This is a genomic window from Paenibacillus sp. FW104-T2 (assembly GCF_058789975.1).
Map to the genome: position 1 here is coordinate 72852 of NZ_JBYTCE010000019.1, position 26199 is coordinate 99050.

20 protein-coding genes are annotated in these 26199 nt (G+C 49.8%); 18 read left to right on the top strand and 2 right to left on the bottom strand.

Features of this window, described 5'->3' with window-relative positions; genetic code table 11:
- The first annotated feature begins 108 nt into the window (after positions 1-108).
- Entirely contained in the window at positions 109-300 is a 192-nt protein-coding gene (locus AC3WQ3_RS21535; protein WP_095362005.1) for a hypothetical protein, read from the top strand.
- Between the two features lie 290 nt (positions 301-590).
- Here AC3WQ3_RS21535 and AC3WQ3_RS21540 read toward each other — a convergent pair whose 3' ends face one another.
- Positions 591-1523: a helix-turn-helix domain-containing protein gene (locus tag AC3WQ3_RS21540; protein WP_492473477.1), complete on the bottom strand. Its 933-nt coding sequence runs from the start codon at positions 1521-1523 to the stop codon at positions 591-593.
- Positions 1524-1661: 138 nt separating this feature from the next.
- Between AC3WQ3_RS21540 and AC3WQ3_RS21545 the strand changes: the two genes are divergently transcribed.
- From AC3WQ3_RS21545 to AC3WQ3_RS21625, 17 genes are all read left to right on the top strand, one after another.
- Positions 1662-2396, top strand: coding sequence for a copper homeostasis protein CutC (locus tag AC3WQ3_RS21545; RefSeq protein ID WP_492473478.1), 735 nt, complete (start codon positions 1662-1664; stop codon positions 2394-2396).
- The gene (locus AC3WQ3_RS21550; protein ID WP_492473479.1) at positions 2393-3853 is read left to right on the top strand and encodes an alpha-L-fucosidase; all 1461 of its coding nucleotides are present in this window, start codon (positions 2393-2395) and stop codon (positions 3851-3853) included. Before AC3WQ3_RS21545 ends, AC3WQ3_RS21550 begins: the two co-directional genes overlap by 4 nt.
- Before the next feature lies 1 nt (position 3854).
- Positions 3855-5612 carry a glycoside hydrolase family 35 protein gene (locus tag AC3WQ3_RS21555; RefSeq protein ID WP_492473480.1) on the top strand — a complete coding sequence of 586 codons (1758 nt, stop codon included), beginning with the start codon at positions 3855-3857 and terminating at the stop codon, positions 5610-5612.
- 106 nt (positions 5613-5718) lie between these two features.
- Positions 5719-6585, top strand: coding sequence for a sugar phosphate isomerase/epimerase family protein (locus tag AC3WQ3_RS21560; protein ID WP_492473481.1), 867 nt, complete (start codon positions 5719-5721; stop codon positions 6583-6585).
- Positions 6586-6846: 261 nt separating this feature from the next.
- Positions 6847-7905 carry a Gfo/Idh/MocA family protein gene (locus AC3WQ3_RS21565; protein WP_110821807.1) on the top strand — a complete coding sequence of 353 codons (1059 nt, stop codon included), beginning with the start codon at positions 6847-6849 and terminating at the stop codon, positions 7903-7905.
- 309 nt (positions 7906-8214) lie between these two features.
- The gene (locus AC3WQ3_RS21570) at positions 8215-9627 is read left to right on the top strand and encodes an alpha-L-fucosidase (protein ID WP_492473517.1); all 1413 of its coding nucleotides are present in this window, start codon (positions 8215-8217) and stop codon (positions 9625-9627) included.
- A gap of 313 nt (positions 9628-9940) precedes the next feature.
- Positions 9941-10918, top strand: a complete 978-nt coding sequence (locus AC3WQ3_RS21575) for an ABC transporter permease (RefSeq protein ID WP_153976529.1) — start codon at positions 9941-9943, stop codon at positions 10916-10918.
- Positions 10919-10933: 15 nt separating this feature from the next.
- Positions 10934-11842, top strand: coding sequence for a carbohydrate ABC transporter permease (locus tag AC3WQ3_RS21580; protein ID WP_095293099.1), 909 nt, complete (start codon positions 10934-10936; stop codon positions 11840-11842).
- A 128-nt stretch (positions 11843-11970) separates the two neighbouring features.
- The gene (locus AC3WQ3_RS21585) at positions 11971-13608 is read left to right on the top strand and encodes a type 2 periplasmic-binding domain-containing protein (protein ID WP_492473482.1); all 1638 of its coding nucleotides are present in this window, start codon (positions 11971-11973) and stop codon (positions 13606-13608) included.
- Between the two features lie 171 nt (positions 13609-13779).
- Positions 13780-15993 (top strand): helix-turn-helix domain-containing protein, encoded by a 2214-nt coding sequence (locus tag AC3WQ3_RS21590; RefSeq protein WP_492473483.1) that lies wholly within the window; start codon positions 13780-13782, stop codon positions 15991-15993.
- Positions 15994-16050: 57 nt separating this feature from the next.
- On the top strand, positions 16051-18363 hold the full coding sequence (locus AC3WQ3_RS21595; protein ID WP_492473484.1) for a glycoside hydrolase family 3 N-terminal domain-containing protein: 2313 nt from the start codon (positions 16051-16053) through the stop codon (positions 18361-18363).
- Positions 18360-21458, top strand: coding sequence for an alpha-mannosidase (locus AC3WQ3_RS21600; RefSeq protein WP_492473485.1), 3099 nt, complete (start codon positions 18360-18362; stop codon positions 21456-21458). Before AC3WQ3_RS21595 ends, AC3WQ3_RS21600 begins: the two co-directional genes overlap by 4 nt.
- A gap of 222 nt (positions 21459-21680) precedes the next feature.
- A complete protein-coding gene (locus AC3WQ3_RS21605) occupies positions 21681-22556 on the top strand; it encodes a sugar phosphate isomerase/epimerase family protein (protein ID WP_127540531.1) in 876 nt (291 codons plus the stop codon).
- 12 nt (positions 22557-22568) lie between these two features.
- On the top strand, positions 22569-23441 hold the full coding sequence (locus tag AC3WQ3_RS21610; protein WP_492473486.1) for a sugar phosphate isomerase/epimerase family protein: 873 nt from the start codon (positions 22569-22571) through the stop codon (positions 23439-23441).
- Between the two features lie 224 nt (positions 23442-23665).
- Positions 23666-23902 (top strand): DNA-binding protein, encoded by a 237-nt coding sequence (locus AC3WQ3_RS21615; RefSeq protein WP_492473487.1) that lies wholly within the window; start codon positions 23666-23668, stop codon positions 23900-23902.
- Between the two features lie 78 nt (positions 23903-23980).
- Positions 23981-24541: a hypothetical protein gene (locus AC3WQ3_RS21620; RefSeq protein ID WP_492473488.1), complete on the top strand. Its 561-nt coding sequence runs from the start codon at positions 23981-23983 to the stop codon at positions 24539-24541.
- A gap of 130 nt (positions 24542-24671) precedes the next feature.
- Positions 24672-25100 carry a VOC family protein gene (locus AC3WQ3_RS21625; protein WP_492473489.1) on the top strand — a complete coding sequence of 143 codons (429 nt, stop codon included), beginning with the start codon at positions 24672-24674 and terminating at the stop codon, positions 25098-25100.
- A gap of 82 nt (positions 25101-25182) precedes the next feature.
- Here the strand turns inward: AC3WQ3_RS21625 and AC3WQ3_RS21630 are convergent, their stop codons facing one another.
- A complete protein-coding gene (locus tag AC3WQ3_RS21630; RefSeq protein WP_492473490.1) occupies positions 25183-26040 on the bottom strand; it encodes a hypothetical protein in 858 nt (285 codons plus the stop codon).
- Between the last annotated feature and the right edge of the window lie 159 nt (positions 26041-26199).

Consider the following 26199-nt stretch of genomic DNA (forward strand, 5'->3'; position numbering starts at 1 on the left):
CATACAGGCATCCCGTGATGGGCATGTTGTCACTGGACAGGCTGACTGTTATGATGTTGTTAGGAGATCCTGGAATTCTGAACAATCTGGTCAGGAGTGTTGCGAAGGATGAGAAGGTATAATTTTTGGAGTCCAATCCTGCTGATTGCAGTGGCGTTGATTGTAAGAAGCCTGGTAACCAACCTGGGTATGCTGTTCGGCATGTCGCAGGAATCAGCAAGTAGTATTGCCATGATTGCCATGGTGATTGCCGCACTTATTATGTTTAATCGAATGACGAAGGCTCGTCGCAAAAAATAAAAAAGCCAGGATGACCGAAAAGGAAATCAAGGCAAGATAGGCACCCTCCGGGGTGTCTTTTTTTGTATTGACGTGCTGAACCTAACGTTTTAGACTAAACCTAAATCATGATAACGATATGTAAATAACAAAAATAACAATATAAGCAATGGATAAAATTTGCACAATTACATGGAAACGCAGAGGACTGAAAAACGGAAGAGGCGAGGAGCTCCCCTTACCCTGGATGTTAAGCTTCAAAGAGTGAGAAAAAGGACCGCAAATGCACAAGTGATGCGCTTTGTCGGTCCTTATGTCATGGGGCGTGGACGGAACTGGTTCGGTGAGAGTCCGGTACCCCGTCTGAATTGCCTGGAGAAGTGGCTGACGGAGTGATAGCCAAGTTCATCTGCGATATCCTCAATGGTCTTATTGGTACTGACGAGCAGCTGTTTTGCATGGTTAAGCTTCTTCTCCGTGACATATTGCCGAGGGGAGATGCCGTATATTTCTTTGAATATTTTAGTGCACTGGCTGCGGCTGAGATTCAGCTCCTCGGCCATCTGTGAGATGGAACCTTCACTCGAAATCATGTTCAGCAGCTGCTCTTCGATGCGATGTGCAGTATCAGCCTTATGCATGGTGACCTCCGGTATGGCGTCCGGGATAGAATTAGCTTCTTCGGATTGCAGCAGGATGATCTCCTGAATGATCAGGAGGATGTAGGCTTGCAGCGCCATTTTCTGAACAGAGGTCAGGGTGATTCTGGTTTCTGAGCCATTTGGAGCTGACAGGGAAGTCGATGACAGACTGTGCTGCATTTCCCGTTCAATTTTGGCTACATGGGCAGGCAGTTCAGTGGCAGCTGCCTTGCTGTGGGGAATCAGGCGATATTCCTGCTGGCTCAGCGTTCTTCGCAGCTCGGAATCATCAATATCGAAGTGAATGTTAAAAAAGTCAAAGCGTGAATGATGGATCGGTTCCATGTCGCCTGTGGACTCGCTGGTATGGGCGTTCTCCATCTGGTGCCTGGCACCTGCACGGATGAAGAACCAGTCTCCTGGACCAAGCAGAATTTCATCCGCACCGATCAGCATTCTGCCTTCTCCGCACTGGCAATACAGAACTTCATATAAATGATGATGGTGCTTTGGATAGACCCAGCCGGGTGATTTCCTGCCAAAATGACAACCCGTAACCTGCAGTGTGCTCGTCATATTGGGAAAGATCACATCCGTATCCATGGAATCACCGCCTTGAACTTGTTGACACAGATTATACCACTCGGCCAGCAGGCACAAAAGGTCAAAAAACCGGACGCTTTGTGAATGGTGAGAAGCCTCAAGGACTTATATATTGGAAGGAACGAAGGGAGTTATCCAATGAAGAGACAGCCCATATTGGAAGTGATTGCAGTAGATGCAGCAGACGCCAGGGCAGCCGAGCAGGGTGGAGCAGATCGAATTGAACTGGTCTCTGCCATGTCTGAAGGAGGCCTTACCCCCAACGTTGGCATTATCGAGCAAGTGGTGTCCCAAGTTTCCATTCCGGTATATGTCATGGTTCGTCCGCATAGCCGCTCGTTCTGCTATAGCGCTGAGGACATCCGTGTTATGACCCAGGAGGTGCGTACAGCTAGAGAACTTGGAGCATCTGGCATTGTGATTGGTGCCTTGTCGGAAGGCGGGGAAGTTGATCTTGCAGCCATGGCGTCATGTCTAGCCGAAGCACAGGGGCTTGGTGTTACATTTCATCGAGCCATGGATGTGAGCGCAAGTCTGATAGGAACACTCCATTCCATCAGCACGCTGGGACCGGTAGAACGTGTACTGACATCTGGAGGAAAACGGACAGCGCCTGAAGCCATTACTGAATTGAAACAGCTCCATGAACTGGGTCAGGCGTTGGATATAACGGTAATGGCAGGCTCAGGGGTAACCTTGGACAGGATTAGGGATTTGGTAAGGCAAACGGGTATCACGGAAATACATATGGGTTCAGGTGTCCGATATGAAGGCAGTTTTCATAAGCCCATTCATCCGCAGATGGTTGAAGAAGCCAAACAACATCTGTTAAGTGCATTCCAATCCACGAATGACGGGAGTGATACACGATGAGTCATGGACTGCAAGCAGCCGATTGGGTCAAGGCTGCAGCACAAGTCAGTCCTTCCAAGCGCCAGCTGGAATGGCAGGAGATGGAGTTCTACGCCTTTATTCATTTTACGGTAAATACATTCACGGATCGCGAATGGGGGACTGGCGAAGAAAGCCCCGCAATCTTCAATCCTTCGGAACTCAGCGCAGAGCAATGGGTAGAGACGTGTAAGGCGGCAGGGATGAAGGGATTGATCCTGACATGCAAGCATCATGACGGATTTTGTCTGTGGCCAAGTCAGTTTACCGAGCATACAGTCGCAGCCAGTCCGTGGAGAAGCGGCACAGGTGATCTGGTAAAAGAAGTGGCCGATGCCTGCCGTGAGGGCGGATTGAAATTTGGCATTTATTTGTCCCCTTGGGATCGTCATGAGGCATCATACGGGGATTCAGAGAGGTATAACGAGTTTTTCCTCCATCAGCTGCACGAACTGCTCACCAATTATGGCGATATCTTCTGTGTGTGGTTTGACGGAGCATGCGGCGAAGGAGCGAATGGCAAAAGGCAGGTCTACGACTGGGACGCTTACTATGAGCTTATCCGGGAACTCCAGCCGGAAGCTGTGATCTCGGTATGCGGCCCGGATGTCCGCTGGTGCGGCAACGAGGCTGGTCATACACGGGATTCGGAATGGAGTGTTGTGCCGGCGCATATGCAGGATAATGAGAAGATTCAGGAGCAATCCCAGCAGGTGGATGATGGGGAGTTTGCCAGAAGGGTCAATACGCAGGACAGTGATTTGGGAAGCAGAGAGGTCATCCGTGACCTAGGTGACCAACTTATCTGGTACCCTGCCGAGGTGAATACATCCATTCGTCCAGGATGGTTCTATCATGCAAGCGAGGATACCCAGGTCAAAACGCTAGAAGAGCTGCTTACCGTTTATTACGGCGCAGTAGGCGGCAACGCCAGTTTTCTGCTCAACCTGCCGCCGGATCCGCGTGGCCTTATTCACGAACGGGATGTGGAACGGCTGCAGGAGCTGGGAGATGTTCTGCGTACCACGTTTCAGGAAAATCTGGCATTGCATGCAAAGGCTGAAGCATCAGAGACGATGGATGAACAACATGAAGCCTCGCAAGTGCTGAGTGAACAGCGGGATACGTATTGGTGTCCGCGGGAAGGAACAGAGCAGGCGTGGATTGAGGTGGATTTGCTAACGGAGACAACGTTTGACCGGGTTGTGCTGATGGAACATATCCAGATAGGTCAACGGATTGAGCATTTTACACTGCAGGTTAGCAGGCCAGACGGTACCTGGGATGAGATATATACCGGAACGGTTGTAGGGTACAAACGAATTTGTCGCTTTCCGAGAGTCACATCGAGAAGGGTTCGACTAACCATTCATCAATCCAGGTGGTACCCGACGTTGTCCAGGCTGGGTGTATATCTGAGCGAGCGGGGAGAGGTGTAGCATGGCGGTTTTGACCTATCAAGGTTCACAATTCATGTATGATAACAAGCCTGTTCAAATTTGTTCTGGAGCCATCCATTATTTCAGGGTAGTGCCCGAATATTGGGAAGATCGACTATTGAAGCTGAAAGCTTGCGGATTTAATACCGTAGAGACATACGTGCCGTGGAATTTTCATGAACCACAGCCGGGACAGTATCGTTTTGAAGGCATGGCGGATCTGGAGCGTTTTATTCAAATTGCAGGAGATGTGGGTCTGTATGTGATTGTCCGTCCGAGTCCTTATATATGTGCCGAATGGGAATTCGGGGGATTGCCTTCCTGGCTGCTGGCTGATGATGCTATCCGTCTTCGATGTAATGATGAGCAGTTTCTGGCGAATGTGGACCGTTATTATGATGTGCTTTTGCCCAAATTGCAACCGCTCCTCAGCACTCAAGGTGGACCGATCATCGCGATGCAGATCGAAAACGAATACGGCAGCTTCGGAAATGATGCGAGTTATCTGAAATATTTGCGTGATGGCATGGTGCGGCGTGGTATCGATGTACTGCTCTTTACCTCGGACGGACCGACAGACCACATGCTGCAGGCTGGATCAGTGCCAGGACACCTGGCTACGGTCAATTTTGGCTCAGGGACGCAAGGGGCTTTTGCCAAGCTGCGCACATATCAAGCCGAAGAACCACTGATGTGTATGGAATACTGGAACGGTTGGTTTGATCACTGGGGGGAGTCGCATCATACTCGTGATGCAGAGGATGTAGCTGGTGTATTCGAAGAGATGCTGAGAGAAGGTGCTTCAGTTAACTTTTATATGTTCCATGGTGGAACAAACTTCGGATTCTACAACGGGGCCAATTGTCAGCAAAAGGATCAATACGAGCCTACCATTACAAGTTATGATTACGATTCTCTGCTCAGCGAATCAGGGGAGCCAACAGCAAAATTCCATGCCGTACGTGATCTTATTGCCCGGTACAGCGGCCGCGATATGGGAGAGCTTGTGCTGCCTGAATCAAAGGGCACCTTTGCCTACGGGCGAGTGGAGTTGACGGAACAGGCCGAACTGCTGAGACAGGTGGACAATATCTCGGTCCCAGTTCAGCGAACCAATCCGGAACCGATGGAAAAACTCGGTCAGGATTATGGATTTATTTTGTACCAAACCCGAATTTCCGGGCCCAGAGAGCGGCAGGAGCTGGTGGTTCAAGAGGTGCATGACCGTGCACTGGTGTTTGTGGATGGACAATTTCAGGGCGTGCTGGAACGCGGGAACGATGCTTTGTCAGTATCCTTTGAAGTGCCTGAAGAGGGTGCGGACATTACGATCCTTGTTGAAAACATGGGGCGTATCAACTATGGACCTTACCTGAGAGATCCGAAGGGCATTACAGAGGGAGTACGTCATGGCTTTCAATTTCTATTCGATTGGACGATTCATTGTCTGCCGCTGACGGATCTATCCGGATTGCAATTCGGCGAACGATCTACAGATATGGAGGGTCCGGCATTTTACCGGGGGAACTTTCAAGTCAACGAAGCGCAGGATACCTTTCTGCGACTGGACCATTGGACCAAGGGCGTCGTTTATGTAAACGGCTTCAATCTGGGGCGATACTGGGATAAGGGGCCGCAAAAAACCTTGTACGTCCCTGCGCCCCTGCTGCGCCAAGGTGTAAATGAAATCATCGTGTTTGAGCTGCATAAGACGACCGATCAGGCAGTAACTTTTGTAAATAAGGCAGATTTGGGCTAGGAAAAGGAAAAAAGCATAGCAAACGATTATTGGGAATTGTCGAGCCATCCGGAAAAAGGTATACGTTGGGTATGGTCATCGACTACATGAGAGGATGAGGTGAAGTATGAAAGTTGGACTTAGTACCTACAGTTTGCAGCAGGCACTTGATCGCAATGAATTGACCGTACCGGATGCCATCCGATTTATCGCTGACCAGGGCGGCGAGCATGTGGAAATTGTACCGATGGGATTCAGTCTGATCGACAATCCGGAGTTGATTGATGAAATTAAACATACTGCAGAAGAGGTCGGAATCGACATTTCCAATTATGCGATTGGCGCAAACTTCGCTGTACAGGAGGACGCCGATGCGCTGGAGCAAGAGATACAGAATGTGATGCGGCATGTGGATGTGGCTGCTGCGCTGGGTGTTAAGCTTATGCGTCATGATGTAGCTTTTCGTCCGGCCGAAGAAGGGACTGTAGCGCAGTTTGAAACGGACCTGCCGGTACTGGTGCAGGCATGCCAGCGAATTGCCGATTATGCAGCAGGCTTCGGAATTACAACGAGTGTAGAGAATCACGGGTACTATGTGCAGTCCAGCGAGCGAATTCAGCGTCTGCTGCATGAAACGGCACGGGAAAATTTCAAGACCACGCTGGATGTCGGTAATTTTCTCTGTGTGGATGAAGATCCGGTGAGTGCTGTGAAAAATAACATTCCATACGCGTCAATTGTGCACGCCAAGGACTTCTACTGGAGATCTTTGTATCGGAATCCTGGTGAAGGCTGGTTCCAAACCTCGCACGGCAATTACCTGCGCGGTGCTATTGTAGGCAATGGCGATATCGACATGCCTGAGGTGTTCCGTGTATTGAAGCAATCCGGGTATGACGGATATATTTCGGTTGAATTCGAGGGCATGGAAAATTGCCAAACTGCCTCACGCATTGCGATGGATAATGTTCGCCGCCTATGGGAAGAGGCATAGGGCTGAGTATTTGTTTTAAATAAAAGTATGAATAGTTACGTATGGATCTAACGGAAAGTTAATTCAGTTAGGAAAAGTAGTGTAGGGGCGAATTCGATTCTGGAGAAGCGGAGCGTGCGCCTTTATCACCGGATTTCACCTTTGAAAGAAAGGGATTAAAGAAATCTGGGGATAAGAGCGATCGGAAGAACGAATCGCAACCGGAACGTCTACTCTGCGGAACGACAATCATTAGATTTTATTTATGGAGGGATCAGCACAATGTCCAAATTGAAAGTCGCCGTTATCGGTGCCGGATCAATATCCGATTGCCACCTGCAAGCCTATGCCAGTAATCCAGACGTTGAAATATACGCCATATGTGACCTGAATGAAGCACGTGCCGCAGACATGGCGAAAAAATATGATGCAACTCATGTATTCACCGATTACAAGGAACTGCTGGCCTTGCCCGAGATTCATTCTGTCAGCATCTGTACATGGAATGATTCTCATGCAGAGATCAGCATTGCTGCACTGGACGCCGGAAAAAACGTGCTGTGTGAGAAGCCGCTATGCCAAACCGTAGAAGATGCCCTCGAAGTAGAGAAAGCCGTTCATCGCAGCGGCAAGCTGCTGCAGGTCGGTTTTGTACGCCGTTATAGCGACAATGCGCAGATTCTGAAGAAGTTCATTGATGCGGGTGAGCTGGGCGAGATCTATTATGCCAAAGCATCCAGCCTGCGTCGCCTCGGTAACCCGGGCGGCTGGTTCTCGGATATCAATCGCTCCGGCGGCGGTCCGCTGATTGATATTGGCGTGCATGTCATTGATATTTGCTGGTACCTGATGGGCAGACCAAAAGTGAAATCCGTTTCTGCCAACGTGTCCAATCGACTCGGCAATCGTGCCCATATCAAGAATCTGTCCTTTTACAAAGCCGCAGACTATGACGCTGATCAGAACACTGTTGAGGACATGGCGAATGCCCTGATTCGTTTCGAAAACGGGGCAAGTCTGCTTGTGGATGTCAGCTTCACACTTCATGCGAAGGCAGATGAAACCTCGGTCAAACTGTACGGCGACAAGGGCGGTGCCGAACTGGAGCCGGAAATCTCGATCATTGGCGAGAAATTCAACACCATTTTGAACATGACCCCGCAGGTGGATTTCAAATCCTTCGATTTTATGGGCTCGTTTCGTAATGAAATCAACCATTTTATCGACAGCACACAGGGCCGGAAGGAGACGCTTAGTCCGGTAGAGGACGGCGTGGAAGTGATGAAAATGCTCTGTGCCATTTACGAGTCAGCACGCGAGGGACGCGAAATTTCACTATAATAATGCCCTTATTTGTTGAACTGAACGTTTAAGCCAAAACGGAGATTGCAGAACCAATCTGTATTACGAAGTAACAGGACTTAATATGTCTTTCTTAGTTGAACTAAACCGTTACACGTTAACGGAGAGGGCAGAACCAATCTGGAGAAGCGAAGCGCTCGCGTTTATCCCCGGATTTCCATCAATTATAAAGTGAATTCAAAAAAATCCGGGGATAACAGCGATCAGAAGATGGTTCTGACCGCGCAGTGGTCCAGTGTACAGCTATTTATTCAGCTTATGACATCTAATCCAAGGGAGATGAACGGGATGAGCGAAACCAAAGACGTGGTGCTGGAACAGGAAGAACAGGTCGTTGAAGCCGGGGTACACCATTTTAGCAAAGAGGAAGAATGGGTCAAACCAGAAGATCCGCTGCTCCTTGAGCGGCTGGAGTGGTTCAAGGACCAGAAGCTGGGGCTGATGATGCACTGGGGCCCCTATTCCCAGCTTGGACTCGTGGAGTCCTGGGCACTGAGCGATGAGGATGGCGATTGGTCGCGTGATGACATCGACTGGACGGACGACATGGAGCATTTCAAGCGGGAATATTTCGATCTGAACAAAACCTTTAATCCGATCCGTTTCCAACCCGAAGAATGGGCACAGATGGCAGCAGACAATGGCTTCAAATACTTCCTGTTCACGACGAAGCACCACGACGGTTTCTGCATGTGGGACACCCATACGACCGATTATCGGATCACGGGCAAGGATACCCCGTTTCATACCCATAAATATGCGGACATCTGTAGAGTACTCTTTGACGCATTCCGGGCCAAAGGGCTGGGGATCTCGGCGTATTTCTCCAAAGCGGACTGGCATACCCCGTATTATTGGGCACCTGGAATGGAGCGCGGAAGCCACATGTGGCGCGGACCATCGTACGATCCCCACAAGTACCCGTGGCTGTGGGAGAAATTCGTGGAGTTCACACATGAGCAGATCATGGAGCTGCTGACCAATTATGGCCGGATCGAATGTCTGTGGCTGGATGCCGGTTGGGTGCGAGAGGGTCGCCACGGCCAGGATATCCGGCTGGGAGAAGTTGTGGAGCGGGCACGTCAGACAACTCAGCCATGGCTTCTGTCAGCAGACCGCACCGTAGGTGGAGCATACGAAAATATTGTTACCCCAGAGCAGACCATCCCGGAACACCCGATGAATATCCCTTGGGAGAGCTGCATCACAGTGGGTAATTCCTTCGCCTTCGGATTTGATGACCAGTATAAATCGGGAAGACAGCTGGCGCATATTTTGCTTGAAGTGGTGTCCAAGGGCGGCAACCTGGCGCTGAATGTTGGACCGCAGCCGGATGGTCGCCTTCCCAAAGGGGCAGTGAGGGGCATCAAGGCACTTGGTGAATGGCTCAACACCCACGGTGAAGGGATCTATGGAACCCGGATCTGCGGACCTTATTTTACGAAGGATTGGGCCTTTACGCAGAAGGAAGATATCAATACCGTGTACGCCTTCCGTTTATACAGAAACGAGAACGAAGCAGTAGAAGCACAAGTCATCATCCCTTATTTGGTAAAAGTAGAGCGAGTTGAACTCGTGGGCACCAATGACGTAATTTCGTATCAGCAGACGGAGAATGGACTCGTTGTCGATCTGCCGCCATCTGCAGTTTCTGGGACAGCACCGATCACGCATACGTTCAAATTGTTAACAAGTGGGTAGATGGCATGTGAATTCCGGGGGAGCAATCAGGGCCTCCGGGATTTTTGTATTCAAGCATATGGAGGTGGGATTCCTGATAATAAAGGCGCATAAATGCTTGTGCCGCAAGGGTTTATGGAATATGGAGAGGTGGGAGAAAATTACGAATTGATCAAAAAACCATGTTCCATGTACTATCGAATTAAGAAAGCGCTACCTGATACTATTACTAACACGGTTAGCGTCAAAACATCAATTTGATCGAAAAACAGGATGTTTTAGTGAATTGAATGTAATGTATTATTACACTTGAGGTGTAGAAGGAGTGACGCAAATGAGTCGAGCTACGGAAAGCATACCCGCCAACCTGGAACTCCAGCAAAGGAATCAGGTGGAGCCCAAAAGGCAGCATCCATTCATCAAAAGCCTCAAGAAGCATTGGGAGCTCTATCTGCTCGTTCTGCCTCCCGTGTTGTATCTGTTGATCTTCAAGTACATCCCCATGGTTGGGGTCCAGATTGCCTTTAAGGATTTTAGTGTAGTCAAAGGAATCTGGGGAAGCCCCTGGGTCGGATTCAAACACTTCGAGGCATTCTTCGAATCCCCCAACTTCTGGCTCCTGATCAAAAATACAATCGGCATCAGCTTCTACTCCCTGATCGCCGGGTTCCCCATTCCGATCCTGCTTGCGCTGGCGCTGAATGAGATCCGAACGGGTTACTTTAAGAAGACCGTCCAGATGGTCACCTACGCTCCGCATTTTATCTCCACGGTCGTGATGGTATCCATTATTATTCTGATGCTGTCCCCGCATGTGGGCGTGGTAGACAAGCTGTTCACGCTGCTCGGCTTCCCGATGACCAACTTCATGGGCATTCCGGAATATTTCAAATCCATCTATGTCTGGTCCGGTGTATGGCAGGGCATGGGATATTCATCCATCATATACATCGCCGCCCTTGCGGGTGTTGATCCATCGCTGTATGAGGCAGCGAAGATGGACGGGGCTTCAAGACTTCGAAAGATATGGCATATCGATCTTCCAACGCTTGTTCCAGTCACCGTTATCATGCTGATTCTGAGTTTGGGCAGCATTATGGGTGTCGGCTTTGAAAAAATATATCTGATGCAGAATCCGCTCAACACAAGCGCATCGGAGGTCATCTCCACGTATGTGTACAAGGTTGGTCTGATCGGTGCAAATTTCAGCTTCTCCTCGGCAGTAGGGTTATTCAACTCCATTATCAATCTGATCCTGCTGATCATCGTCAACGGCATTTCCCGCAAAGTATCCCAGAACAGCTTGTGGTAAAGGAGGAGCTCATCCATGTTCAACCTGTTTAATCGTAACCGGATCAAGGATCCGCTCGGTGACCGCATCTTCATGACACTCAACTATATCTTTCTGTTCGCCATACTGTTAACGGTATTTTACCCCCTCTTGTATATCATCAGTTCTTCATTCAGCTCTTCACGAGCCGTTACATCCGGTCAGGTGTGGCTGTTCCCAGTGGACTTTAACATCAAGGCGTACATCTCCATTTTCAAAAGCCAGCAGCTCATGCTCGGTTTCTACAACACGATCATCTACACCGTGGTCGGCACCTTCATTAACGTGGCCCTGACCGTCATGCTGGCTTATCCCTTGTCACGCAAGTCGTTCTATGGGCGAGGGGCCATTATCATTTTCATGATGATCACGATGTTCTTCGATGGCGGCCTGATCCCAACCTACCTCCTGATGAAGGACCTGCACCTGCTCGATACACGCTGGGCGATGTGGCTGCCAGGGGCGCTCGCGGTGTTCCAGGTCATCGTCGCGAGAACCTTCTTCCAGTCTTCCATCCCGGAAGAACTCGGAGAGGCGGCGGAAATGGACGGCTGCCGGGATATCCGGTATTTGATCAGCGTCGTACTTCCGTTGTCGAAGCCCATCCTGGCTGTCATGACACTCATGTATGCCGTAGGTCACTGGAATGCGTATTTCGATGCCCTGATCTATCTGCGTTCCGAAAAGTTGTTCCCGCTGCAATATGTCCTGCGCAATCTGCTCATCCTGAATGCGGCTGATCCGGCGATGCTCGCCAATACCAGTCAGCAGATGCGGGATCAGGGCTTCGAGCAGGTATTGAAATATGCACTTATCGTTGTTGCAAGTATTCCAATTTTGATCATGTATCCGTTTGTACAGAAGCATTTTGTCAAAGGGGTCATGGTTGGTTCCCTCAAGGGATAATTCTCAGAAATGATGCCCGGCTGGCCTCTTGAAAGGAGGTGGAAGGAACACGCCGGCTTCCGGGATCGGTTTTATACGAGTGCAGTAAACGAGTTGTATGCCGTTTTGAACAAAAAGGAGGAGTCAGATTGAGAAAATCTTGGATTTCGATGTTGTTTCTGGTCTTTGCTTCGATGGCTTTGTTGTCCGCATGCGGTTCATCTGAAGAATCGGGTGCAGGTAGCGACGGTAGCGGCGAGAGCGGTGGCCCTGTAACGATGACTTTCTTTGCCCCGCAAGGCAAAGCATCCATGGAAGAGAATGAGTTTACCCAATTTATCGAAGACAAGTTCGACGTTACCCTGAAATGGGATCTGGCCCCGACAGACGCATTGCAGGACCGCAGACAATTGCTGCTCGCCAGTGGTGATTATCCCGAAGTGTTCCTTCACGGCAAGTTCACCACCTCAGATCTTCAGAATTATGGAAAACAAGGTGTGTTCCTACCGCTGCAGGATCTGATTAAGGAATATGGCCCGAATCTGACCAAGATCATGGAAGAGAAGCCATATTTCAAAGAAGCCATCACAGCTCCGGACGGCAACATCTATGCCCTGCCGATTTTCAACGAATGTTACCACTGTACGTATGCACAGAAGTACTGGATCAACAGAGAATGGCTCGATAACCTGGGCCTGAAAATGCCAACAACGACGGATGAATTGTACACGGTGTTGAAGGCGTTCAAGGAGCAGGATCCCAACGGTAATGGCAAGGCTGATGAGATTCCTCTCACTGGCGCACCGAACAAGTACGTATGGAACGGCAACATTGATGCCTACCTGATGAACAGCTTTATTTACAACGATAACGACAAATACCTGATCGTGAACGATGGCAAGGTTGATTTTGCAGCAAACAAGGATGAGTGGAAAAAAGGGCTGGAGTACATGAACAAGCTGTATGCAGAAGGCCTGATCGACCCGGCTTCCTTCACGCAAAACGATCAGGCGATCGGACAGCTGGGAAATAAGGAAGGCGACGAAGTGGTCGGCTCCATTACAACAGCACTGGTCAGCTATCTTGTGAACACCTATGACAAAGATATTACACGTCACCAGCATTGGGAGATCGTTCCTCCATTGAAAGGACCGGATGGCGTACAAACAACAGGTGCTACACAGAGCGTAGGCGAGTTTGAATTTGCTATCACCAACAAAGCAACAGAAGCACAGCAGATTGCGGCGATCAAAATTGTGGACTACATGTTCAGTGAAGAAGGTGCCCTGTACGCGGAATATGGCCCGACCGAAGGCAAGGGATGGAAGAAGGCTGATGCAGATGAGAAAAACATCAATGGCGAGCCTGCCAAGTACAGCTACTACAACCTGCCTGAACGTGACCCGAACGTTGTTGTTAACGAAAGCTGGTCGCAGATCGGAGCACATGACTTGTCCAATACGTTCCGTAACCTGTTTGCCGAAGGTCAAAATCCATTAGAGGCAGAAGGCTACGGTACAAGGCTGGCTCAAGCGACCAATGTGTATGAACCATATGCACCAAAAGAAGTATATCCGGCAAATGTATTTATTCGTCCGGAGGATACCGAATCGGCAGCACAACTCACCACGGCCATCAAGGATTATGTGCAGACCAATATGGCACAGTTCATTATCGGCAGCAAAAGCATCGATAAGGAATGGGATTCATATGTCAAAGGCTTCGATGGACTGGGACTCAGCAATTACCTTGAGATCTACCAGCGTGCAATTGAGAAGGATCAATAATAGTTGAGGAATTCAAGATCGAGACTGTCCCGAAGTCACCAGTGACCGGGACAGTTTTATCCTTTGACAACCCCACTTCCTCCGATATAATGCGGATTATTTATAGGTAGTTAACGACCAGAGCGAGTGGTTGTCGTCACATGTATAAACAGTGGTGGGGGGACCTTGGGGATGAACAACAATTGGTTTAGACGTTTGCTGCTTTCGTATCTGCCTGTGTTCTTTATTGTGACTACGATTCTATTTATTATCTTTTTCCAGATTTTCAATGAACAGAACCGCAAGGAAGCACTAAAGGCCAATGAATTTCTGGCTTCACAAGTGACGCAGTATTTGGATAATTCCCTGCGCTCGATCGATTTCAAGGTGCTGCGTGAGATTTTGACCAATCCGAATCTGAAAAATTATTACGCGGTAACCGGAAGTGATGATGTCTATGCCGGCATTCAGGCAGTTCAGGTTATCGACGAATTGAAAATAGAATATCCGTTAATCGACTCCATTTATATGGTCCGTTACAGGGATGATAAGGTATTCAGCAATGGCAAGCCCGTGCCCATCGAGGAGTTCCCGGATGCGGCATTTATAGAAGACAGCCGGGCTGCAGAAACGCAGAAATGGGTCGGCGGAAGAACCTTCAGGGCCTTTCCCACAGAGGAAGGAAAACAAGTCATTACACTGATCCGTGGAGTTGGCAATGGGAGTGGGCTGATTGTGGTAAATGTTGATCTGCAGACGCTGCAGAAGTCCATTATGCAGATGTACGATCCCGAGTTCACCTTCGTCAATATCTACAATCGGTCGGGCGGCAATCTGTGGGACAGCGGTGTGACAGAAGAGCATGCAGTCCAAGCCTCTTCCGGTGAAGTTTTCTCTGAATTCACTTCCAGCTACAGCGGGTGGAAGGTACAGACAGGGCTGAACAATGGCAAAGTCGTCAAATTTGCCCTGAAATTCTACAATATCTGGTTTGTGTTTGCCGTGGCTGTTGTCCTCATTGGTGTGGTGTGGGTGATCTATGTAACGCGCAGGAATTATAAGCCGATTCAGCAGATCGTCACGTTAATTGAGACGGTTGCTTCACAGAAACAGCCAGGCATGGGCCATTCCAAGGAGAACGAATTCCGATTTATCCAAGCCACGCTGGAACAAATGATTGACCAGACGAAGCAGTATCAGGAGGAGTACGAAGAGAATCTGATTTTGAAGAAAAAATACTTCTTTCAGGAACTGCTGGAGGGAACGAGGGAATTTACTGCCGATGAACTCTCGGCCGAGATGAACAGGTTCAGTCTGCCGCAATTGGACGACAGATGGACCGTGATGGTCGTGGAGATCGATCGCTACTCCCGCTTCATTGATGAATACCATGTGCAGGACCAGTCCCTTCTGAAATTTGTATTGTCCAGCATTTTGCAGGAGAGCGCCCGCAAGGAAGATACCGAGGTATGGGCGGAGTGGATCTCGGACCATCGGTTGTATGCCATCTTATGGTTACCGGAGACGCCGCAGCCGGAAGAGAGTGAACGCAGACTGCTGGAAGGTTATCTGGACCAGGTCGAGCAGTATCTGAACTTCACGGTAACCATTGGAATTGGGCGGGTGGCTGTTGATCTGCGTGGTCTCAGAGCATCCTTCAAGGAAGCGGTCCATGCGCTCGATTACAAAGCGGTGCTGGGTGTAAACCGAATTATTCCGTACGGTGATGTGCCGGGCTCAACCAATGACGTGTATGAATTCCTGAAGACCATATCGCTGTTGGTACAGGCCATGCGGCTGTCCGATGACGATTGGGACAAGCATTTTGACAGGCTGTTTGAGCAAATTCATGCCTCGATGCTATCCCGTCAGGAAATCATGAACACGATCCAGCTGTTGTTCCAGCATGTCAACCGGGAATTCGCAGAGCTGCCTCGTGAGTACCACGAGCTTTGGGCGGAGGTCATGGGTCATTTGCTTCGGAATGTGGAGGATTGGGAAACGGCCGAGGATCTGCAGGAATTGTGTAAGGATGGCTTCCAAAAACTTGCCGGACAGATGCAGGTGCTCCGTTGTTCCAAAAAACATCGGACGCATATTCTGGAGATTCGAAAGTATATCGAAGAGAACTATAACAATCCGGATCTGTCTTTGAATTATTTGAGTGACCTGTTCGATATTAATCCGAAGTATTTAAGCAAGCTTTTCAAGGATGAGATTGGTGAGAAATTTGTGGATTTGCTGATCAGTCAGCGGATTGAGAAGGCCAAACAGTTGATGCAGGAGACGGATAAGGCCATTCAGGAGATCAGCGAGGAAGTCGGATACACGAATTACAACTCCTTCAACCGGGCCTTCAAAAATGTGGTAGGGGTCGCACCGAGCGATTACCGAAAAGCCATTTGATCTTAATTGGAACACAAGCAGCAAGCCAAGCCAAATGCATAAGGAGAATGTGTGCACATGGATTATAGAGATGCTTCGTTACCGATCCCCGAGCGGGTACAGAATTTGCTTGAACAGATGACTACGGAAGAGAAAATCGGTCAGCTGATCCAGCCAATGGGCTGGAAGACATACCGGAAAGAGTCGGATGGCACCGTACAAGTGACGGAGGAATTCAAAGAAAATATCGCGCAAGGTGGTGTTGGTTCTCTATACGGCGTGCTTCGTGCCGACCCGTGGACCGAGGTAACACTGGAAACCGGGTTGACCCCGGGCCAGGGAGCGGCTGCCACCAATAAAATTCAGCGCTATGCGATTGAAAACTCACGTCTGGGCATTCCCATTTTGTTCGGGGAGGAATGTTCGCATGGCCATATGGCGATCGGGGCAACCGTATTTCCGGTGCCACTGACCGTAGGAAGCACGTGGAATACGGAATTGTACCGCAAGATGTGTGAGGCCATTGCGGTCGAGACTCGCAGCCAGGGTGGAGCAGCAACCTATTCGCCTGTGCTGGATGTAGTGCGTGACCCAAGATGGGGACGGACCGAGGAGTGTTTTGCCGAAGACCCATATCTGATTGGTGAATTGGCTGTGGAAGCGATCAGGGGATTACAGGGAGACCGTCTCGATTCGGACCGGACCATTATGGCAACGCTGAAGCATTTTGCGGGATATGGAAGCTCGGAAGGAGGGCGTAATGCCGCTCCTGTGCATATGGGTCTGCGCGAGCTGCACGAGGTAGACCTGCTGCCTTTCAAAAAGGCAGTGGAAGCCGGTGCCTGTTCTGTAATGACAGCGTACAACGAGATTGACGGTGTACCGTGCACCTCCAGCACGTATCTGTTGAATGATCTCCTGCGCGAGCAGTGGGGCTTTGAGGGGTTTGTCATCACCGATTTTGGTGCCATTCAGATGCTGGTCAGCGGACACAACACAGCGGAGAACGGGGAGCAGGCCGTAGCTCAGTCTCTTCAAGCGGGTGTGGACATGGAGATGTCCGGATTCATGTATCGTAAACATCTGGCGAAGGCACTGGAGCAGGGATTGATTCATCATCAGGATCTGGATACAGCGGTAGGGCGGATTCTGGAGATGAAGTTTCGATTGGGGCTGTTTGAGCAGCCTTATGTCGACCCAGAATTCGCCGAGCGAGTGATTGGTTGCGAAGAGCATGTAGAGCTGGCAAGGAAGGCAGCCCAGGAAGGGATTGTTTTGCTCAAAAATGAGGAGAATCTCCTTCCGCTCAGCAAGACGAATCCGAAGATCGCGGTACTGGGTCCGAACGCCAATCATACGTATAACCAGCTGGGAGACTACACCTCTCCACAACCGAGTGGACAGATCGTTACCGTGCTGGAAGGCATACGCCGCAAGGTTGGTGCTCATGCGGATCAAATCCTGTACGCGCCCGGCTGCCGGATCAAAGGCGATTCCAGGGAGGGATTTGCGCAAGCACTCGCTTGTGCTGAACAGGCCGACGTCATTGTGATGGTTATGGGCGGATCAAGTGCTCGCGACTTCGGGGAAGGCACGATTGATCTGCGGACGGGTGCATCGGTTGTAACGGATAATCCATGGAATGATATGGAGTGTGGTGAAGGTATCGACCGTTCATCGCTGAATCTGATGGGTGTGCAGCTGGAGTTGGTGCAGGAGATATATAAGCTGGGCAAACCCGTGGTTGTCGTATATATAAACGGGCGACCTATTGCAGAGCCTTGGATCGACGAGCATGTGCATGCCATTTTGGAGGCCTGGTACCCCGGGCAGGAGGGCGGCAATGCGGTGGCAGACATTCTGTTTGGAGATGTGAATCCATCCGGGCGTTTGACCATCTCCATCCCCAAACATGTCGGACAGCTCCCCGTGGTTTACAATGCCAGACGTACGCGGGGGAAGAGATATTTGGAGATGGATCTGGAGCCGCAATATCCGTTTGGTTTCGGACTCAGCTATACCGAATTCGAGTATGACCATGTGAGAGTGGTGCCTGAAATGATCGAACCGAATGGTGAGGCTGAGGTTCAGGTGGAGGTCACGAATACAGGTAAGGTAGCTGGAGCTGAAGTTGTGCAATTCTATATAACGGACGAAGCTGCTTCCGTCACTCGGCCGGAAATGTCACTTAAGGGTTTTCGCAAGATCTATCTGGAGCCCGGACAGACCCAAACGGTTACTTTTACCGTGAATGCAGAGCACCTGGAGCTCATGGACTCCCGCTATCAGTGGGTGGTTGAGCCGGGCAAGTTCCGTCTGATGGTTGGCAGCAGCTCTAAGAAGTGGAAGGCATGCGATTTACAAGTGCGAAGTGAGGTGGGACCGGTATGATTCGGATAAGCCGATTTATAGAGGATATGTCACAGCAGCAATGGTTAGCGAAGGTGGAGCTGCCCGAATGGCAGATGCAGAAGGCCAAATATATACGGCCTGGGGAATACCAGATGGAGCAGGAAGAGGCCTCCGTCCAATTTGTAAATCCCCTTCATAGTACACATGGAACGACATATTTTATGAGCAAGCTCATTGAAATCCCTGGCGATTGGGAGGATCATGCCATTGCTTTGACTTTTGAAGCGGGTGGTGAAGGGCTGCTGAAGGTGAACGGCATGCCGTATCACGGACTGGATCGCAATCATTGGCTGGTCCCGCTTCCCCGAAGCCGGGTTGGGGCATCACCCCTGCTGGAGATTGAGCTGTATGATCCCATTCCGGAGCCGCACGATCCACTGAATCGCCAGGCGGTCATACAACCACCGATCCGGGGCATACATACAGCCCTGGTACATATCAATCGTCCTCTGCAAAGTCTCATGTATAGCGTAACAGTGCTTGCAGAATCGCTAAAGGCATTGCCTGAAAAAGATCTGAAGCGTACCCGGCTGGTTCGGGCCATTCACCAAATCATGGATGAGATGTACAACGAGCCGAGGCGGTGGGTTGAGCCAGCGTGGGTGCAGCGCTTCGAACAATTGCTTGCACAGTCCGTGCAGGAGCAAGATCCGGAAGAACAACGGGATGGATTCATGCATCTTGTGGGACAGTCACATATTGATATCGCCTGGCTCTGGCCTGTACGGGAAACCGTGCGCAAATCCAGCCGTACCTTCTCCACGATGTGTACCTTAATGGACGAACATCCGGGGTTCGTGTATTCACAGAGCCAGCCTCAGCTATATGCCTTCGTGAAGGAGCATTATCCGGATCTGTACGAACGGATCAAAGCTCGCATTGCTGAGGGTCGATGGGAACTCGTCGGTGGCATGTGGGTAGAGCCGGACTTGAATATCCCGAGCGGCGAGTCCCTGGTGAGACAGATTCTGTACGGACAGAACTTCTACCAGGAGGAGTTTGGCAAGCGCTCAAGCATCGAATGGCTGCCGGACACTTTCGGCTACTGTGCGTCCCTGCCGCAAATACTTCAGCTTGCGAATGTTCCTTATTTCATGACCACCAAGCTCAACTGGAATGACACCAATGTGTTTCCTTACGACCTGTTCGACTGGGTTGGCATAGACGGTACCTCAGTGCTGGCGTATCTCAATCACGGGGTGAATGAGCATACGCGTCCCAAGGATGTGGATGAACACTGGCAATCCTATAAACAGAAGGATCTGCATCCGGAGCAAATGCTGCTCTATGGACATGGAGACGGTGGGGGCGGGGTTACACATGAGATGGTTGAGTTTGCGGAGCGTGCCCAGTTCATGGTTGGACAGCCGATCAGCACATTCAGCACGGCTAAGGCCTTTTTCGAAGGGATTTCGACCGATAATCCGACGCTGCCGAAATGGCATGGCGACTTGTATCTGGAGCTGCATCGTGGAACGTATACGACGCATGCGCGAAATAAACGAAGCAATCGCAAGGCTGAGGTGCTGTATAGGGATGCAGAAATCTGGGGGCAGTTTGCAGGGACTGAAGCAGAGCAGATCAAGAGCAACCTGGACGACGGATGGAAGCTGATGATGCTTAATCAGTTCCATGATATTATCCCCGGCACGTCCATTCCGGAAGCGTACGTTACATCAGCGGAAGAGTACACGAGGGTGTTTGAGCTGGGCACGTCGGCTCTGAATAATTCACTCGGCAGCCTCGCAGAGCGCATTGCAACGGATGGATGGGAAGGCATGCCGTATGTCATATTTAACAGTCTGGGCTGGGAGCGCGGAGAAGTGGTGACCCTTAGTGGGGGTGCTGAACTCAGCGGCATGGCAGCGTTTGACCAGAACGGTAATCGGATGGATTGTGATCTGGTGGAAAAGGAAGACGTACGGACCCTGTCTGTCGTTATCCCATCCATCCCTGCGTTTGGTTATACGACGATATGGCTTTGCCCAGACAAGCATTCTGCTCAAGCTGCATGGAAGGAGGACTCTTTTCCTTCCAGCTGGGAGACCCCATTTTATATGGTTGAATTCAACGAGATCGGCGAGATTACCAGATGGTACGACAAATCTGTGGGTCGGGAGTGGTTGAAGCCAGGGGACAAGGCGAATGAACTGCAATTTTTCCACGACAAACCGACCTACTGGGATGCATGGGACATTGATCCGAGGTTCGAATCTCAGCCTGCAGGTAAGGTTCAGCTAATCTCGAAGGAGGTTGTACAGCGGGGTGCAGCCAAGGATGTACTGCGGTTTCGCTGGAAGTTGAATGAATCTGACATCAGCCAGGAAATCGTATTTTATCGTCATCAGCGACGGGTGGATTTCCAGACAAAGGTCAGCTGGAATGAAACTCATAAGCTGCTCAAGGTAGCCTTTCCGGTGGATCTGGTGGCTGCGAAAGCAGCGTATGAAATCCCGTTTGGTGCGCTGGAACGGCCGACACATAACAACACCAGTTGGGAACAGGCACAGTTTGAGGTCTGTGGGCATCGCTGGGCGGATATCTCCGAGGGCAATAGCGGAGTAAGTCTGCTGAATGACTGCAAATATGGATACGACATCAAGGATCGGACAATTCGCCTGTCCCTGCTGCGTGCTCCGAAGTGGCCGGATGAACATGCCGATCAGGGCGAACATGAATTTACGTATTCATTATTGCCCCACCAGGGAGATTGGCGGGAAGCTGGGGTCGTACGTCAGGCGATGAAGCTGAATCATCCCGTTCAGGCCGTTGCCGCAGGCAGGCATGCGGGCGTCCTACCTGCGGAGCATGCCTGGATTGATTATCAGAGCAAGCATGTCATCCTGGATACGGTTAAGGCCTCGGAAGATGGTACGGGAACGATACTTCGCTTCTATGAATCGTCAGGTGGCCGGGAGACGGTACAGGTCCAGTGGAATGACCGGAATGTGGAGGCATCGATCGTCAACCTGTTGGAGGATGAAATCAATCCGCTTGCTTCTGAGAAAGGCACATTCGAGCTAACATTTAGACCCTATGAGATCAAATCGGTGAAACTTCGTCCTGTTGATTAAGGGGTAGCCAGGCATCGCCTGGACAACAGCTTGGAACCTACACGGTAAATGACGTAAATGGAATAAAAGGTGTTGGATTGATATGTGACGGCGATTCATACTTTAGTTATGATGAGGAAGAGTCGATAAGAGTCACTTCTCTATCATTGACGTTCATATCATCTGATTATCGGCTCAGACAGTATCCTGTTTTGAAAATACCAATTCACGGGAGGGCATGACATGACATTAACGAACAAGATCGGTGTAATCGTGGATAGCTTCGGCGTAGGTGTGCGTGAAGGGTTGAAAAAGGCCAAGGATGTGGGTGCTGAAGGTGTGCAAATCTATGCGGTCAAGGGAGAGATGGATCCGGAAAATCTGTCTCCCGCGGCACGCAAGGAGCTTAAAAGCTATATTGATTCCCTGGGTCTTGAAATTTCAGCCCTGGTCGGCGACCTGGGTGGTCACGGATTTCAGGTGAAGGAAGATAATCTATGGAAAGTCGAGAAGTCCAAGCGTATCGTGGATCTGGCTCTTGATCTGGGTACCCATATTGTGACGACCCATATCGGCATTGTCCCGCATGACCCCGCCTCAGAGGTATACGCTACGCTGCACGCAGCATGTGAAGAGCTTGGTCAGTATGCAAAAAGTGCAGGCGCGTACTTTGCAATTGAGACAGGACCGGAGACGGCAGCTGATCTGAAAGGATTTCTGGATACCCTCTCAACAAACGGGGTTTCAGTCAATTTTGACCCGGCTAACATGGTGATGGTGACGGGTGATGACCCGGCTCAGGGTGTGCGTCTGCTGAAGGACTACATCGTACATACCCATGTGAAGGATGGTGTACGCCTGAAGGAAGTCGATCCAAGGGATGTATACGGGGCAGTGGGCTATGCGCCGATGGATCATGAGAAAATTGCCGAAATGGTATCCTCAGGAACCTTTTTCCGCGAGGTGCCGCTCGGAGAGGGTGGAGTGGATTTTGACAGCTATTTTGCTGCCCTTCAGGAGATTGGTTATACAGGGTACCTGACGATTGAGCGCGAAGTCGGCGATCAGCCTGAACAGGATATCCGCAAGGCGGTTGAATTTATCAAACAATACCGTTAGGGAGCTGAGAAGATGAAGGTGGGCCTGAGTACGTATAGCTTGTTGAACGATTTGAAGTCGGGCGAGATGACGGTTCTGGACGTGATCGACTGGATTGCGGCAAATGGCGGCGAGCATATGGAAATGGTCCCGTACGGCTACACGGTGGAAGATAACCCGGAGCTGGCTGATGCGATTCGGGAGCGTGCTGCTTCCGCAGGCATAGAGCTGTCCAATTACTCGATGCCGGCCAATTTTGTACAGGAGACGGAAGAGGCTTTTGAGGAAGAAATGGCCCGGGTCAAAAGGCATGTCGATGTCGTGCACCGAATGGGTGTCAAACATATGCGTCATGACGTGACGGCCTTTACCTTGCCGAAGGAAAACATGACCATTACCTGGTTTGAGCAGCATCTGCCGCTCATGGTTCGGGGAAGCCAAATTATCGCGGACTATGCCGCACAGTTCGGCATTACAACGACGATTGAGAACCATGGGTTCAGTGTGCAGGCAAGCGATCGGGTGCAACGAGTGCTGCAAGCTGTAGACCGCTCCAATTTCAAAACAACGCTGGACATTGGCAATTTTATGTGTGTGGATGAGCATCCGATAATCGGTGTCATGAAGAACTTGCCATACGCTTCCCTGGTTCATTTCAAGGACTTTTATTTCCGTCCATATGATGAACATCCGGGTGGTGGTGATTGGTTCACCACAACTCATGGCAATTTTCTGCGCGGAGCCATTGTGGGGCATGGAGATATCCCAATCCGGAAAATTGTGAAGCTGATCAAGGAATTCGGATATGATGGCAACATTACGGTGGAATTCGAAGGCATGGAAGAGTGTAAGTCTGCATCCCAAATTGCGATGGACAACCTGCGCCGATTTTGGAAAGAAGCATAAGGCAATCATTTGATTTTATATCTCGGGCCACTTTACTTTAAAGTGGCTTTTTTTGGCTCTTTTACACGATTGTATTCGTGCAGACCGATCTGCGAGTATCCTCTCAGTAAGCTAACATATATTGGTTCTGTGCAAGGACCAAGTTACGATCGTCACAAGTGTGATATACTTAATCTATTCAGCCTGGAAATTTACTGGCTATGGATGGGAGAGATCACTGATCTATGCAGGTATTCGAGGACTGGAATCAAAAGGTGAAAAAAACATTTAATGCGACAAACCCCGCGGTTGTACTGACGGTTTCGGAGGCAGGCAGTCTGCTCGGTTTAACTAAAGATCAAATGAAACTGTATGTGGACAAAAACAAGTTAACCAAGGTGCCCATTATGCGAAGCGTACATCGGTATTTGTTGCTGGAGAGCGAGATTGCCGACATCGTCAAGAAGAATAAATCCATATAGTCCTTACATCAGCCATCTTACCGACATGAGTTCGGAAGATGGTTGTTTTTGTTTATATACAAGAAAAGGAGGATAAGTATGCTGAACCTGCTATCCAAATGGCTGTATAGTTGGGTGAACTGGAAATGGGTTTTGATCGCGATCCTGATCTTTGCCGGTTTTATTGCCTACATTTTGCCGTGGCAAGCAGAACAGTCTGAGAAAGCAACGGGTGGAGGGGCATCACCGGATTCGTCTTTCTTGTATTCTGCTGATGATCTGTACCAAATGGCCGAACAGTACGGAGAAACAGGCCAGCGTGCTTATGTAGAGGCGCGGTTCACCTTTGATCTCCTCTGGCCTATGGCCTATCTGTTTCTGCTGGTGATGCTTATATCCATGCTCTACCGCGTGCTCCCTGTAGAGAGCCACTGGCGCCAAATCAACCTGCTTCCTGTTGGAGGCTGGGCCATGGATATGCTAGAAAATATAGGTGCTTCCATCGTTATGCTTCGTTATCCTGGACGCACACCCGTGATAGCCGAAGTAACACCGATCTTTACCCTCTTGAAATGGTGTCTGATCTATGCCAGCTTCGCGGCGCTTGTACCAGGAATATGTATTTTGCTGACCCATTATATCAGGAGAGTCCGGGGATAAGATCTGACCGGAAAGGGTATTGCTTTAAGAAGGAAATACCTGCTTGTCAAAGGACAACCTGTCCTATATACTCATGTCGCAAGCGGCAGGAATGGTTATCAAAACATGTGCTTAAGGAGATGAAGAACGCATGGCGATTAGTTTGAATGTGTATCTTGTAACGGATGGAAACGGAAAAGAAGCAGTCGCGTTCTACAAAGAGATTTTTAACGCAGAAGTGTTGGCAATTCAGACATTTGGTGAAGGTCCGTCAAGTCCGGAGCATCCGATTCCGCCAGAAGCCAAGGACCGTATCATGCATGCTTCTCTGCAGATCGGGGGCTCAGTGCTCATGTTGTCGGATACGTTCCCGGGCATGCCTCATATCATTGGTAACAACATTAGTGTTACTGTGAATACGGATACCCCAGAGGAAGCCAAGCACATTTTCAACAGACTCGAAGATGGCGGAGAGGTGAAAATGCCAATCCAGGAGACATTCTGGAGCCCGGCATACGGCATGGTTACGGACAAGTACGGCGTTCAGTTCCAAATTAGCTGTACACCCGGCCAAGCATAACCATTTGTCTTCGTTCTATTCATAAAAAAAGCAAAGACCTCCACTGCCTGATTTTATCACGCGAGCTGGAGGTCTTTTTGGCCTAGACTTGCTTTTGAATCTTGGAAGGATTGTTGATCTTATAGGGCACCGGATTTCGAGTGAGCTTCTTCTTAATGATCTTTGCTTCAAAAGTAAGGACATCTCCGACTTCAAGCTCCTGCTTCTTCATCGTGGCACTATGGCTGGACCAGGCTTCACCAAGTTCAACGTGATCAGGCTCGGTGATGGCCACGCCTTCATAAACGATAACTTCATCATCATTGTCGGAGAAATGGTTTGGAACCGTCGTAAATTCCTTGACGACTGCCGTCATTTTCACTTTGCCTTCAGGCAGGTCAATCTTGACCGATTTCGCCTTGCTTGCCGTCTTCGCCTTCGGTTTCGCTTTACTGCTTGTCCCGCCTTGTGGGCCAACATATTCCTCTACAAGTCCATCCGGGTCACCCTTCAGTCCGGAATGGCTTTCCCCGGCATCGATGTCCAAGTCATTCAGATCCGATGGAATACCGTCCGAATCGGATATGGCATCCACGTGGACTGAAGCAGTAACAGCATGAGCTGCGTCCTCTGTCCGGGATACGTCCAATGGCTCACTCGCCTTATCCGTTTCTGCTGCCGTCACGGGTCTTACATTGTAGCTCGACGCTTGCATCTCTTTCAGATAAGAGGGATGAATGCAGTGTTTTTGTTCATTATCCAGTTGGATGACGGCAGCCATGTGATCCACATAACCAATGATGGTACAGGGCGTGTTCAGTCCGTTTCCTTTATAGTAGAACGTTTTGAGCTTGGTTGCTTTACCCGAAAGCAGGCCCCACTCCTGGCACTTTTCAATGAGTTCCTCATCGTTGTCCACGGGAATGTACTGCTGAGGCTCTATCATAAAAGCATATGTCATTTCGTGATTCCGCCTTTCCCATTGTTTCTCCATTCATCGTTTCCAATTTACAATCAGTGTATCACAAGTATATACCCGAAGATGCATTTTATAAAAGTCGATCCAAGGCATGCCTATGATATAATTTGAGGAGAATACAGGACAGAAAATTGTTATAGA